The sequence below is a fragment of the Lacimonas salitolerans genome, from assembly GCF_042677865.1.
GTDB lineage: Bacteria > Pseudomonadota > Alphaproteobacteria > Rhodobacterales > Rhodobacteraceae > Lutimaribacter > Lutimaribacter salitolerans.
Genome location: NZ_JBHUDD010000036.1, coordinates 34,894 through 47,984, shown reverse-complemented (window position 1 = coordinate 47,984; position 13,091 = coordinate 34,894). Strand labels below are relative to the sequence as shown.

General features: G+C 64.6%; 12 protein-coding genes. 9 read left to right on the top strand and 3 right to left on the bottom strand.

Annotated features, from left to right (window positions below; all coding sequences use genetic code 11):
* Positions 1-54 precede the first annotated feature (54 nt).
* From ACFTOW_RS04515 to ACFTOW_RS04480, 8 genes are all read left to right on the top strand, one after another.
* Positions 55-1,710 (top strand): flotillin family protein, encoded by a 1,656-nt coding sequence (locus ACFTOW_RS04515; RefSeq protein ID WP_379913515.1) that lies wholly within the window; start codon positions 55-57, stop codon positions 1,708-1,710.
* A 56-nt stretch (positions 1,711-1,766) separates the two neighbouring features.
* Complete coding sequence (locus tag ACFTOW_RS04510; RefSeq protein ID WP_379913513.1) at positions 1,767-3,014, top strand: urea ABC transporter substrate-binding protein; 1,248 nt, start codon at positions 1,767-1,769, stop codon at positions 3,012-3,014.
* Positions 3,015-3,142: 128 nt separating this feature from the next.
* Complete coding sequence (locus ACFTOW_RS04505) at positions 3,143-4,003, top strand: branched-chain amino acid ABC transporter permease (protein WP_379913549.1); 861 nt, start codon at positions 3,143-3,145, stop codon at positions 4,001-4,003.
* Positions 4,000-5,043, top strand: coding sequence for a branched-chain amino acid ABC transporter permease (locus ACFTOW_RS04500; RefSeq protein WP_379913511.1), 1,044 nt, complete (start codon positions 4,000-4,002; stop codon positions 5,041-5,043). Before ACFTOW_RS04505 ends, ACFTOW_RS04500 begins: the two co-directional genes overlap by 4 nt.
* A complete protein-coding gene (locus tag ACFTOW_RS04495) occupies positions 5,040-5,768 on the top strand; it encodes an ATP-binding cassette domain-containing protein (protein WP_379913508.1) in 729 nt (242 codons plus the stop codon). Before ACFTOW_RS04500 ends, ACFTOW_RS04495 begins: the two co-directional genes overlap by 4 nt.
* Positions 5,765-8,164: an amidase gene (locus tag ACFTOW_RS04490; RefSeq protein ID WP_379913506.1), complete on the top strand. Its 2,400-nt coding sequence runs from the start codon at positions 5,765-5,767 to the stop codon at positions 8,162-8,164. The genes ACFTOW_RS04495 and ACFTOW_RS04490 overlap by 4 nt, the downstream gene beginning before the upstream one ends.
* A 15-nt stretch (positions 8,165-8,179) precedes the next feature.
* Positions 8,180-9,892, top strand: a complete 1,713-nt coding sequence (locus tag ACFTOW_RS04485; protein WP_379913504.1) for an AMP-binding protein — start codon at positions 8,180-8,182, stop codon at positions 9,890-9,892.
* Between the two features lie 19 nt (positions 9,893-9,911).
* A complete protein-coding gene (locus tag ACFTOW_RS04480) occupies positions 9,912-10,208 on the top strand; it encodes a putative quinol monooxygenase (RefSeq protein WP_379913502.1) in 297 nt (98 codons plus the stop codon).
* On the opposite strand, the gene ACFTOW_RS04475 is transcribed toward ACFTOW_RS04480, so the two are convergent.
* From ACFTOW_RS04475 to ACFTOW_RS04465, 3 genes are all read right to left on the bottom strand, one after another.
* On the bottom strand, positions 10,209-10,970 hold the full coding sequence (locus ACFTOW_RS04475; protein WP_379913499.1) for an SDR family NAD(P)-dependent oxidoreductase: 762 nt from the start codon (positions 10,968-10,970) through the stop codon (positions 10,209-10,211).
* A gap of 4 nt (positions 10,971-10,974) precedes the next feature.
* Complete coding sequence (locus tag ACFTOW_RS04470) at positions 10,975-11,970, bottom strand: acetamidase/formamidase family protein (protein WP_379913497.1); 996 nt, start codon at positions 11,968-11,970, stop codon at positions 10,975-10,977.
* 140 nt (positions 11,971-12,110) lie between these two features.
* The gene (locus ACFTOW_RS04465; RefSeq protein ID WP_379913495.1) at positions 12,111-12,563 is read right to left on the bottom strand and encodes a MarR family winged helix-turn-helix transcriptional regulator; all 453 of its coding nucleotides are present in this window, start codon (positions 12,561-12,563) and stop codon (positions 12,111-12,113) included.
* A 64-nt stretch (positions 12,564-12,627) separates the two neighbouring features.
* Between ACFTOW_RS04465 and ACFTOW_RS04460 the strand changes: the two genes are divergently transcribed.
* Positions 12,628-13,029: a VOC family protein gene (locus ACFTOW_RS04460; RefSeq protein WP_379913493.1), complete on the top strand. Its 402-nt coding sequence runs from the start codon at positions 12,628-12,630 to the stop codon at positions 13,027-13,029.
* Positions 13,030-13,091: the final 62 nt, after the last annotated feature.

Genomic DNA, 13,091 nt, shown 5'->3' with positions numbered 1-13,091 from the left:
ACAATAAAGCCGTCCGGTTGCCACGACCGACCCGGCCCACTGGGAGCGTTTGTCATGACGGTGTTTGTCACTCTGGTCATCCTGCTTGTCGTCGCCGTTCTGCTGATCCTTTTCCTGAACCGGTACTACCGCAAGGCCACCCGCGAGATCAGCCTTGTGCGCACCGGGGCCGGGGGGCAGCGGGTCGTGCTGGACGGCGGCTGTATCGCGCTGCCGTTCCTGCACAAGGTGTCCGAGGTGAACATGCGCACCTCGAAGCTGGAGATCGAACGGCTGGGGCCGAAATCGATCATCACCAAGGATCGTCTGAGGGTCGACATAGGGGCCGAATTCTATGTCCGTGTCCGGGCCACCGCCGAAGGTGTCGCCACGGCCGCGCAGGCGCTGGCGGGCAAGTCCTTTCGCTCGGCCGATCTGGCTGAAACGCTGGAGGGCAAGCTGGTCGACGCCATGCTGTCGGTCGCCGCGCGCTATACGATGGACGAGTTGCAGGACAATCGCGCGGGCTATGCGCGCGAGGTGTCGGATGTGCTGACCGACAATCTGGCGCAAAACGGCCTGCTGCTGGAATCCGTCTCGCTGAGCCGGATCGACCAGACGCCGTTTCATGCGCTGGACGAGAACAACGCCTTCAACGCGCTGGGGATGCGCCGCCTGGCTGAGATCATCGCGGTCAACAAGAAGGAACGCGCCGCGATCGAGGCCGATGCCGAGGTGGCCGTGCGCCAAAGCCATCTGGACGCCACCAAGCGCAAGCTGACCATCAGCCGTGAGGAAGAAGAGGCGATGATCACCCAGCAGCGCGAGATCGAGATCGCGCGGTCCCGCTCGATGGCGGAAACGGCGGAAGAGCAGGCCAATTCGGAAAAACGCCGCGAGGCCGCCCGGATCGCCCGCGAACGCGAAGTGCGCCTGACCGAGATCAGCAAGGACCGCGAATTGCGTGAACAGACGCTGGCCTCGGACCTGTCCACCGCGCTGGCCAAGACCGACAACGCCGTGCGGCTGGCCGCCAAGCGGGTCGAGGAAGCCCATGCCGAGGCCGAGGCGATTGCCGCCACCGCCGCCGGGGCCGAGGCCGAGGAAAAGGTGCGCACCATCCGCGAGCAGGCCGCTGCCGATCGCGAAAAGGTTCTGGCCCTGATCCGCGCCGCCGAACAGGCCGAGGTCGATGACACGCGTGTCCGGTCCGAGGTGGGCACCCTGCTGGCCATGGCCGAGGCCGAGGCCAAGGCGATGCTGGAACGCGCCGAGGCGCAGAAGGCCCGTCTGCTGGCCGAGGCCGAGGGCCGCAGCGCCGTCATCAGCGCCGAGAACAGCCAGAGCATCGAACTGATGGCGATGAAGCTGGACGAGGCGCGCATCACGACCCTGCCCGACGTGGTCGAGCGCATGCTCAAGCCCGCCGAAAAGATCGAAAGCATCCGCATCAACCACATCACCGGGATGGGCCGCGCCGGTGGTCCGGGTGGCGAGGCCGGATCGGGCGGCGAGGGCGGCACGGTCAACCAGCTGGTCGATGGCGTGCTGTCTATGGCGCTGCAACTGCCCGCGGTCCAGCGCCTTGGCGAAGAGGTCGGCATGAATATCGGTGACGGGGTGCGCGGTGTCACCGCACAGCTTGACCGTCGCAGCAGCGGCCCCGGCTCTGATACAAAAACGGGCCGCGACACAAAAACGGACGGAAAAACGTCCGAATCCAAGGACTGATGCGGTTTGCCTGCTCAGGGCACCGCACATGTCACAACCCACCAGGAGAGACTGCCATGACTTTTTCGCGTAGAAGCTTCCTTGCCGGATCGTCCGCGCTGGCCCTGACATCGGCCCCGATCATCGGGCGCGCGCAGGGCAGCGACAAGATCATCTTTGCCTCGATCCTTGACCTGTCGGGGGGGCTGGACATCTACGGCACCGCGATGGCCGACGCCACCAGCCTTGCCATCGACGACATCAATGCCGCCGGGGGCCTGCTGGGCCGCGAGGTCGAGCTGAAGATGTATGACGCCCAGTCCACCATCCAGTTCTACACCCAGTATGCCACGCAGGCCGCCGCAGGCGACCGCGCCGCGACCGTGCATGGCGGCATCACCTCGGCCAGCCGCGAGGCGATCCGCCCGACGCTGGCGCGTTTCAAGACGCTGTATTTCTACAACACCCAGTACGAAGGCGGGGTTTGCGATTTCAACAACTTCAACACCGGCTCCACCCCCGCGCAGACGGTGGCCAAGGTCGTGCCCTACGCGATGAACAAATGGGGCAAGAAGGCCTATATCATCGCCGCCGACTACAACTATGGCCAGATCATCGCCCAGTGGGTCGAGCGGTTCGTCAAGGAAAACGGCGGCGAGACGCTGGAGGTCGAGTTCTTCCCGCTGGATGTCACCAACTTTGGCCCGACCATCAACAAGATCCAGCAGGCCAAGCCCGATCTGGTGTTCTCGGGTCTGGTCGGCGGCGCGCATGTGTCGTTCTACCGTCAATATGCGGCGGCGGGCATGAACGCGGAAATCCCCATCGCCTCGACCACCTTTGGCATCGGCAACGAGCACAAGCTGATCTCGGCGGAAGAGGGCAACGGGCTGCTGGCGGCCTATTCCTATTTCGAGGGCGTGCAGAACCCCGAGAACGAGGCGTTCCTCGCGCGCATGGATGCCAAGTTCGGTGACAACCGCGCCACCATGAACGAGTTGACGGTGCGCTCCTACGAGGGGGCGATGCTGTGGGCCGAGGCGGTCAAGATGGCCGGCAGTATCGAGCATGCCGAGGTGACGGCGGCGCTGAAATCCGGCCTGACCTATGTTGGCCCGTCCGGTCCGATCACCATCGACCCGCAGACCAACCACGCGATCCAGAACGTTGTGCTGGGCGAATTGCAGGATCAGGAGTTCAACATCGTCGAAAGCTACGAGGCGCAGCCGCCGACCGACACGCAGCTTGTCTGCGACCTGGTGGCAAACCCGGATCAGTCGGTGTTCTACTTTGAAAACGGTCTTGCCGCCGCCGGGATCGAGTGACCGGCCTGCCGTCCTGAACGATACGCGCCCGGGGTCATGTGATCCCGGCGCACCCCTGAAGTATACCGCGGCCGCGTGCCCTCCGCACCACCGCGATCCAGACAGAGACGGAGAGCCCCTTGGATCTCGTGGCTGCGATCGGCCTGCAACTGGCCTATGTCATCGCGAACCTGGCCCTGATCAGCCTTGGTCTTGCGATCATCTTTGGCATGATGCGGGTGATCAACCTTGCGCATGGCGAATTTCTGATGCTGGGCGGCTACACGGTCGTCGTGGCGACCAATGCCGGGGTGAATATCTGGGTTGCGATGCTGATCCTTGCGCCGCTGGTCGTGGGCATCATCGGCGTGATCGTCGAACGGCTGCTGATCCGCTGGCTCTATGGCCGGATGGTCGACACGCTGCTGGCCACCTGGGGGCTGTCGCTGCTGCTGGTGGGGATTGTCACCTCGATCTTTGGCGCGTCGACCGCCACCACCGTCTCGCCGCCGCTTGGCGTCCTGCGGTTCGGTGACTATTCCGCCTCGGGGTATGAGCTGTTCCTGATCGGGATCACCATCGCGCTGCTGTTCGCGGTCTGGCTGACGCTGCGCTTTACCAAGCTGGGCCTGCTGGCGCGCGGCACGATGCAGAATGCCGAAATGGCCTCGTCGCTGGGCGTGTCCACCAGCCGCATCTACATGATCACCTTTGGTCTGGGGGCCGCTGTATCCGGCCTTGCAGGCGGGTTGCTGGCACCGATGACCGGGGTGCTGCCCACGATCGGGGCCACGTATATCGCCAAGGCCTTCATCACCGTCATCTCGGGCGGATCGGCCATCCTTGCGGGCACTGCCGCGGGGTCGGTGCTGCTGGGCGGGCTGAACGGCATATTCTCGTTCATCGCGGGATCGACCTTTGGCGAGATCGCGCTGCTGCTGGCCGCCATCGTGTTGCTGCGCCTGATGCCGCGCGGGATCACCGGCCGCTTTTTCCGGAAATCGCTATGAACGGCGGCATGTTGCGCCAGATGCGCCCCACCTTTGTTTATGCCCTGCTGGGCGTGGTGTTCATGTTCGCCGCACCCCAGGTGCTGCAACTGTTCACCATCATCAACCTGACAACGGCCATAGCACTTGCGGTGCTGGCGCTCAGCCTCGCGCTGGTCTGGGGCTATGGCGGTATCCTGTGCTTTGGTCAGGTCGCGTTCTTCGGGTTGGGGGCCTATGTCTACACGATCTCGGCCATCAATTTCGGTGGCTCGACCTGGGCGATCCTGATGGCGGTGCTGGTCACCTCGGCCTTTGCCGCCGCGCTGGGGTATTTCATCTTTTTCGGGCGGGTGTCGGATGTATATCTGGGCGTGATCACCCTGACCGTGACGCTGATCTTCTTTTCGCTGATCCGCCGCACCTCGGGGCCGGAGTACAAGATCGGCAATGCGCTGCTGGGCGGATTCAACGGGGTGTCATCACCGCCCATCAACCTGCCGTGGGACGCGCGCAGCTTTCTGTTCCCCGAGCATGTGTTCTACGTCGCGATGGCCGCGCTGATCCTGTGTTACCTTTTCACCGGCTGGCTGGTGAACACCAAGTTCGGGCGCGTCTGCGTCGCCATCCGTGAAAACGAGCTGCGTGCGGAACTGCTGGGCTATGACTCGCGCCTTTACAAGCTGGGCATCTTCACCATCGGGGCAGGCATCGCCGCCATCGGGGGCGTGCTGTTCTGCAACGGGGTGGGGCGGATCACGCCGGATGTGTTCAGCCTGTACAACGCTGCGCTGACGATCATCTGGGTGATCGTCGGCGGGCGCGGCACGCTGATCGGTCCGATCGGGGCGACCTTTGCGCTGTTCTACCTGACTTCGGCCCTGGGCGGGCAAAGCCTGTTCAACAACAACCTGGTGCTGGGCGCGATCCTGATCGTGTTCGTGCTGCTGGTGCCCAAGGGCGTCGCGCCCACGGTGATCGACTGGGTAAACGCGCGCCGCAAAAAAAACCCGACGCGCACGCGCCGCCGTCGGGCCGCCAGAGCGGAGGGCACGGAATGAGCCGCCAACGCGGAGATGTGGTTGTCGAAACCCGGGGCCTGTGCATGCATTTCGGCGGCGTGCGGGCGGTGGATCAGGTGGATTTCACCCTGTTCGACCGCGAATTGCGCTGCCTGATCGGGCCGAACGGGGCGGGCAAGTCGACATTCTTCAAATGCCTCACCGGGCAGCTGACCCCCACGGCGGGCGAGGTGATGATCCGGGGACAGGCCATGACCGGGGCCGAGCCGTTTCAGGTCGCCAGCCTGGGCGTGGGCATCAAGACGCAGGTGCCAAACGTCTTTGACGGTCTGAGCGCCGAGGAAAACATCTGGGTGTCTGCCCGCCGCTGGCATGACGACCGCCGCGCGCGCAGCGTCACCGCCGAAACGATCGAGCGGCTGCGCCTGGGCGACATCCGCCGGATGCAACTGGGCCGTCTGGCCCACGGGCAGCGCCAGTGGGTCGAACTTGGCATGGTCGTCGCGGCGGAACCGTGGCTGGTGCTGCTGGATGAACCCGCTGCCGGCATGACGCACGAGGAAACGTTCCGCACCGCCGAGCTGATCGAAGAGATCAACAAGACCTCGGCCCTGATCGTGGTGGAGCATGACATGCAGTTCATCCGCATGATTTCGCAGACAGTCACGCTGTTCCACGAAGGCGGCATCCTGATGGAGGACACGATGGACGCCATTTCGGCGGACAAGCGCGCGCGCGAAGTTTACCTGGGGCATCGCGCATGAGCACGCTTTTGAAAGTATCGGGCCTGCGCGCGGGCTATGGCCGGGTGCCGGTGCTGCACGGGATCGACCTGAGCGTCTCCGAGGGCGAGATCCTGGGCGTGCTGGGCCACAACGGCATGGGAAAATCGACCCTGTTGAAAACCCTGATGGGCATTATCCCGGCATCTGGCGGCAGCATGATGTTCGACGGGCAGGACATGGGTCGGCTGCGGTCATCGGGCCGGGCGCAGCTTGGCGTCGGCTATGTGCCGCAGGGCAGGGGGATCTTTCCCACCCTCAGCGTGCGTGACAATCTGCGCATGGGTGTCGCCGCGCATGATCTGGACGAGGACGCGGCGATCGACCGCGTGATGGCGGATTTCCCGCGTCTGGAACGCCTGCTGGATCGTGACGGCGGGGCGCTGTCGGGCGGCGAGCAGCAGTTGCTGGCGCTGGCCCGTTGTCTGGTGTCCGAGCCTGACCTGATCCTGCTGGACGAGCCGACCGAGGGCATCCAGCCCTCGATCATCGACGAGATCATCGACCTGCTGAAAGAGCTGAACCGCCGCGAGGGCGTCAGCATCGTGCTGGTCGAACAGAGCCTTGATTTCATCACCGCGCTGTCGGATCGCGTGCTGCTGATCCAGAAGGGCCGCATCATGGGCGAGGTGTCGGGCTCCGAGGCCGCAGACCCCGCCCTGATCGAGGAATTCACCGGCTTTGGTGCGGGCAGTGGTGGCGCGGCGAAGCCGATGCCAAATGTCGTGGCCGCGCTCAAGACCGACAGGCCACCGGCCGCCCAGGCCGCCCCCAGGGCCCCGGCCAGTGCCGCAAACGGCCCCATGCCGAAACAAGACCCAAGGTCCGCCGCACCGGCACCGTTGCAAGAAAGGATGTCCTACATGACCGTCCAGCGCCCCACCCATTCGCAGATGAAAGACATCGTTTCCGAGCTGGGCATGAACATGTCCGACGCCCGCGTGCAGGAGTTTCTGGACGTGATGCAGGGCACGCTGGATGCCTATGACATCGTGGATTCACTGCCCGACTACCTGCCGCCGGTGCTCTATCCGCGCACCTCGGGTCACCGGCCCACGACCGAAGAAAACCCGATGAACGCCTGGTATGTGAAAACCGAAATCAAGGGCGCGCCGCGCGGCCCGCTGCTGGGGCGGACCGTTGCGCTCAAGGACAACGTCTGCCTTGCCGGTGTGCCGATGATGAACGGCGCGGCCACGCTCAAGGGGTATACCCCCGATCTGGATGCCACGGTCGTCACCCGGCTGCTGGATGCGGGGGCCACCATCGTGGGCAAGGCGCATTGCGAGTACTTCTGCCTGTCCGGCGGCAGCCACACCAATGCCACCGGGCCAGTGCACAACCCGCACAAGCACGGGTTTTCGGCGGGCGGCTCATCCTCGGGGTCGGGCGCGCTGGTGGGGGCGGGGCTGGTGGATATGGCCATCGGTGGCGATCAGGGCGGCTCGATCCGCATGCCGGCCTCGTTCTGTGGCGTCTACGGGATGAAGGGCACGCATGGGCTTGTGCCCTATTCCGGCATCATGCCGATCGAGAACACCATCGACCACGCGGGCCCGATGACCCAGACCGTGATGGACAACGCCCTGATGCTTGAGGTGATTGCGGGCGCCGACGGGCTGGATCCGCGCCAGTATGATGTGGTGACCGACAAATACACCGCTGCGGTCAACCGGGGTGTTTCGGGCCTGCGGATCGGGGTGGTCAAGGAGGGTTTCGGCCATCCGCAATCCGAGGCGGATGTCGATGCTTCGGTGCGGGCGGGGGCCGAGATGTTCCGCCGTCTGGGGGCCGCCGTCGATGACATCTCGATCCCCTGGCACCTGCACGGCCCGGCGATCTGGACCCCCATCGGGCTTGAGGGGCTGACCAACCAGATGATGCTGGGCAACGGCTTTGGCACCGGGTGGGAGGGGCTGTATACAACGTCGTTGCTGGATCATCATTCCAACTGGCGCAGCCGCGCGGACGAGTTGTCGGATACGCTCAAGATCTCGATGTTCGTTGGGCAGTATCACCTGAAACACACGCGCGGGCGGTATTACGCCAAGGCGCAGAACCTGGCCCGGCAACTGCGCGAGGAATACAACAAGGTGCTGGCATCCTATGACCTGCTGCTGATGCCCACCACCCCGATGAAGGCCACGCCGCTGCCGCCCGCCGACAGCCCACTTGCGCTGTGGACGCAGCGCGCGTTCGAGATGCTGCCCAACACATCGCCCTTTGACGTGACGGGCCATCCGGCCATGTCGATCCCCTGCGGGATGTCCGACGGCCTGCCCATCGGTTTGCAACTGATCGGACGGCGGTATGACGAAAGCACGATCTACCGGGCGGCGGGCGCGTTCGAACAGGCAGGCGACTGGCGGACGATGTAGGGAAGGCGAGGGGGCATGTCGGCAAGGATCACATCGCGGCCGGGCATCCGCCCCGCAAACGGGCTGTCGCACGTGGCGGGATCCACCGACCGTCCGTTGATTGATGCGACGATCCCGGGTTTTCTGGCCGAAGTTGTCCGCCGTCACGGCACGCGCACGGCGGCAGTGTTCCGGCAGACCGGCGATCGATGGAGCTATGCCGAGTTTGCCCGCCTGATCGACCGGTTGGCGGCGGGGCTGCTGTCGATCGGGGTCTACAAGGGCGACCGCGTGGGCATCTGGGCGCCCAACCGGCCCGAATGGCTGCTGGCGCAGTTTGCCACGGCCCGGATCGGCGCGATCCTTGTGAACATCAACCCGGCCTATCGCACGTCCGAGCTGGACTATGCGCTGAACAAGGTCGGTGTCTCGGCGCTGATCGTCGCGCCACAGTTCAAATCGTCGGACTACATGGCGATGCTGACCGAACTGGCCCCCGAAATGGCGACCTGCCCGCCGGGCCGGTTGCGTGCCGCGCGCCTGCCGTCGCTGCGCGCGGTGGTGCAGCTTGGGCCAAACCCGCGCGCCGGGGCGCTGGCATTCGAAGACCTGATGGAGCGGGGCAACCGCGCGGTGCGCACCCGGCTGGACGCGATCAGTGCCAGCCTGCACCCCGATGATGCAATCAACATCCAGTTTACCAGCGGCACCACGGGCGCCCCCAAGGGAGCCACCCTCAGCCACCGCAACATCGTGAACAATGCGATTTCGACCGCCCGTTGCATGCGCCTGCAACCGGGCGAGGGGCTGTGCATCCCGGTGCCGTTCTATCACTGTTTCGGCATGGTGCTGGGCAATCTGGCGGCCTGTGCCTATGGCGCGCGCATAGTCATCCCCGGCGAGGCCTTCGATGCCCGCGACACCCTTGCCGCCATCGACGCCGAGGGTTGCGCCGCCCTGCATGGCGTGCCGACGATGTTTCAGGCGATGCTGGATCACCCGGAATTTCAAAGCTTCGACATGCGCTCCTTGCGCACCGGCATCATGGCGGGCGCACCGTGCCCCGAACCGCTGATGCGCCGGGTGATCGAAAGGATGCACTGCGACCAGATCACCATCGGCTATGGCATGACGGAAACCAGCCCGATCTCGTTCCAGTCGGCGGTGGATGATCCGGTGGACCGGCGCGTGTCGACCGTCGGGCGCATCCAGCCCCATGTCGAATGCAAGGTTGTCGATGACCAGGGGCGCACCCTGCCGGTTGGTCAGCAGGGCGAATTGCTGACACGCGGTTATCTGGTGATGAAAGGCTACTGGAACGACCCCGACCGCACCGCCGAGGCCCTGCGTGGTGGATGGATGCACACCGGCGACCTGGCCACCATTGATGCGCAGGGCTATTGCCGGATCACGGGCCGGTCCAAGGATATGCTGATCCGGGGTGGCGAGAATATCTATCCCGCCGAGGTTGAGGAATTCCTGACCACCCACCCCGACATCGCGCAGGCGCAGGTCTTTGGCCTGCCCGATCCGAAATACGGAGAGGAGGTGGCGATGTGGGCGATCCTGCGGCCCGGAGCGCAGATGACGGCCGACGCCTTGCGCGACTGGTGCAAGGGCAAGATCGCCCATTACAAGATACCGCGCCACATCCGTTTCGTGGCCGAGATGCCGATGACCGCCACCGGCAAGCCGCAGAAATTCGTGATGCGCGAGGCGATGATGACCGACCTGGGGCTGACGGAATGAACCGGAAAGGACGCTGCCGATGTTCACCCTGACTGCGATCCTGCGTGCCAAACCGGGGCAGGAAGAGGCCGTGAAGGCGGCACTGCTCAAGGTCGGGGCGTATGTGCGCGCGCATGAACCCGAGACCATCGGCTTCTTTGTCACCCGATCCGCCGACGATCCTTGCGTCTTTGTCACGCACGAGCGGTTCACCGACCGTGCCGCGATGGACCGCCATAACAACGGGGCCGGATCACAAGGCTTCTTTGCCGAGGCGGGTGATCTGCTGGATGGCACTGCCACCGTGGTGACAGGGCCGGAAGCATTCGAGCTCTAGTTAAAGCTGCACGCCCTTGGTCAGCGCGCCGTCGATCACCAGATTGGTGCCGCTGGTGAAACCGGATGCGGGCGAGGACAGGAACACCACGCCGCGCGCGATTTCGTCGGGCCGGGCCATGCGGCCCATCGGGTTCATCGCCAGCGCCTCGCGGAACAGATCGGGGTTGTTCTGTTCGATCGACTGCCAGATGCCGCCTTCGAAATAGGTGTTGCCCGGCGACACGGTGTTGGCGCGGATGCCCTTGGGGGCCAGCTTCATCGCAAGCCCTTGCGCATAATGCACCAGCGCCGCCTTGAACGCGCCATAGGCCGGCCCTGTGAAATCGACCTCGCGCCCCGACACGGACGAGATCAGCGTGATCGCGGCGGCATCGGATTTTTCCAGCCACGGCATGGCGGCATTCACCAGCCGGACGGAATGCATCATGTCCGTCTCGTATCCGGCCTGCCATGCGGCTTCATCATCCGCAACGGCCAGCGCGGACACGTTGGCCACCACGATGTCGATGCCGCCCAAGGCGGCGGCGCTGTCCTGCACCCATGATTTCAGCGCATGGGCGTTGGACACATCCACCGCCCGGCCAAAGACCGATGCGCCCTTGTCCTTCAATGCTTCGGTCGTGGCGGTCACGCCTTTCGCGTCGCGTGCACAGACCGAGACCGCCGCGCCTTCGCTGGCGAAAATCTCGGCACAGTGCAGGCCGATCCCCTTGGTGCCGCCGGTGACCAGCACGCGCAGGCCCTTCAATCCCAGATCCATCTTTTCAGTCTCCCGTTCCGCCGAGGTAGGTCTTGAGCATCGAGGCGCCCAGCGAATACTTGGGGTCCACCATGTTGCCCACGCGCATCTTTCCGGCCTGCGTGGCCAGGAAATAGGCCTCGGACTCCTCGAACCCGTAATCCTCGACCATCCAGCGGATCAGGTCGCGGTAAGCCATGCGTGCGGCGTCTTCCATCGGGCGGGCGCTGCCGACGGACATGATGAAATCCTCGGTCTCCAGCCGCACGCTGGGGATTGCCCAATCCTTGATCAGGTCGATCTGCACCGTCACCGTGGCCGGTATCTCCACCGCCACGCCGCACAGCTCGCCATCGCCCTGCCGCCCGTGGCAATCGCCGATATAGAAATACGCCTCGTCCCGCTGCACCGGGAAATAGATCACCGCGCCGGGGGCCACATCGGGCAGGTCCATGTTGCCGCCGTAGAAATCCGGCACAAGCGACGAGATCGCCTCGATCTCGGGGCTGACGCCCATGGTGCCCACAAAGGGCTCGTAGGGCAGGGTGATCCGGTCCGAGAATTTCACGCCATCGGGGGTCACCTCCATCTTCTTGACGCGTTCGGTGATGGGGGCGTTCAGATGCGTCAGGCTGCTTGCGACAAGCCCGCCGAAATCGGGAATCAGCGCCGTGGTGCCCGCAGGCTGCGGCCCGCGTGGCAGCAGGCTTTTGATATGCACCGCCAGCACATCGCCCTTTTTCGCGCCGGTCACGGCGATGGGGCCGTTCTGCGGGTTCACGAAAGGCATGTTCAGCACTTTGGATGGCAGGTCGTCCTCGGTCTTGACCGCGCCGCCGAAGGCATCCAGCGTTTCCACCGCGACCACGTCGCCTGGGGCGATCGTCATCACGGGGCTGGCGTAGGGGCCATAGACATAGTGGAACTGCCCTTGCGCGTCTTCCGTCAGTTGATGATGTGCCCCTTCACGGGCCTGCGCGACGCCGCGCCGGCCCATGACCGAGGATGCAAGCCATGTCATTCCAGTGCCCCTTTCCAAGTCGTTGATTTCGGGAAATTCTAGGGTTTCCCTGCCCCTTGGCAAGCCGGATGACAGGGCGCGGCGCGGTTTGCACGATGAAATTGCGGACAACCTGTTAATTGGGCGATCCGGTGCGCGGCCTAGCTGATCTGCGCCAGCGCATGGTGCAGCGCCGCTGATGTGCCGTCGTCCAGCCCTGCATCAAGTTCCGCATGGGTGGCACGCCAGACGTCGACCGCGTCGCGCATCAACGCCACGCCCTCGGGCGTGATGCGCAGCCGACGCGCGCGGCGGTCAGCGGAATCAGGCTCGACCGTCAGAAGACCGCGGCGGGCCAGCGGCTTGACCGCCGCGGTCAGCGTCGAGGGGTCCATGCCAAGAAAGGGTGCCAGCCGGCCGATGGGCGGCGGTTCGGGCTGGTTCAGTGCGACCATCAGCGAAAACTGACCATTTGTCAGACCAAAGGGGCGCAGCGCGGTGTCAAAACGACGGGCCAGCCTGCGCGCCGCCCTTTGCGTCGCAAGACACAGGCAGGTGTCGCGGATGTGCAGAACGGTTTCGAGGGGCAGAATATCGGTGGTTGCGTCAGTCATGTTATTTTGATATCAAACTAAAGTGCCGGGCACAACTGACCACACAGAAACAAAGGCTGAAAAGATGTCAGAAACGAACCCCATGCAGGGCGTGATACCCTATCTGGCCATGGCAGGGCGGACCGGCGAGGCGTGTGATTTCTATGCCCGCGCCTTTGGCGCTTCGGATATCGACCGCCTGCCCATGCCCGAGGATGCGCCGGGGCTGATGCATGCTCAGATCGTGATCAACGGGGGCTGCCTGATGATGACGGATCATGGTGGGGACGGAACGGCCCCTTCGACCAGTTTCGGACATCTGCAACTGGTGGTGGGCGATGGTCGCACATGGTGGGACCGTGCGGTTGCGGCGGGCTGCACCGTGCTCGCCCCTTACCAGCGGCAGTTCTGGGGCGACGACTGGGGCCTGCTGCAAGATCCCTTCGGGTTCAAATGGGGACTCCTTCAGACCGGCCAGCAGACCTGACCGTTTGGGGCCGAACCCAGTGCTGCGGTGCTGTGGCCGCCATTCACACCAGCCAGCGCCCC

Bases quoted from the DNA above. Each gene is read 5' to 3' on its own strand.
- ACFTOW_RS04515 (WP_379913515.1), top strand. From the start codon at position 55: ATGACGGTGTTTGTCACTCTGGTCATCCTGCTTGTCGTCGCCGTTCTG.
- ACFTOW_RS04510 (WP_379913513.1), top strand. From the start codon at position 1,767: ATGACTTTTTCGCGTAGAAGCTTCCTTGCCGGATCGTCCGCGCTGGCC.
- ACFTOW_RS04500 (WP_379913511.1), top strand. From the start codon at position 4,000: ATGAACGGCGGCATGTTGCGCCAGATGCGCCCCACCTTTGTTTATGCC.
- ACFTOW_RS04495 (WP_379913508.1), top strand. From the start codon at position 5,040: ATGAGCCGCCAACGCGGAGATGTGGTTGTCGAAACCCGGGGCCTGTGC.
- ACFTOW_RS04490 (WP_379913506.1), top strand. From the start codon at position 5,765: ATGAGCACGCTTTTGAAAGTATCGGGCCTGCGCGCGGGCTATGGCCGG.
- ACFTOW_RS04485 (WP_379913504.1), top strand. From the start codon at position 8,180: ATGTCGGCAAGGATCACATCGCGGCCGGGCATCCGCCCCGCAAACGGG.
- ACFTOW_RS04480 (WP_379913502.1), top strand. From the start codon at position 9,912: ATGTTCACCCTGACTGCGATCCTGCGTGCCAAACCGGGGCAGGAAGAG.
- ACFTOW_RS04475 (WP_379913499.1), bottom strand. From the start codon at position 10,970: ATGGATCTGGGATTGAAGGGCCTGCGCGTGCTGGTCACCGGCGGCACC.
- ACFTOW_RS04470 (WP_379913497.1), bottom strand. From the start codon at position 11,970: ATGACATGGCTTGCATCCTCGGTCATGGGCCGGCGCGGCGTCGCGCAG.
- ACFTOW_RS04465 (WP_379913495.1), bottom strand. From the start codon at position 12,563: ATGACTGACGCAACCACCGATATTCTGCCCCTCGAAACCGTTCTGCAC.
- ACFTOW_RS04460 (WP_379913493.1), top strand. From the start codon at position 12,628: ATGTCAGAAACGAACCCCATGCAGGGCGTGATACCCTATCTGGCCATG.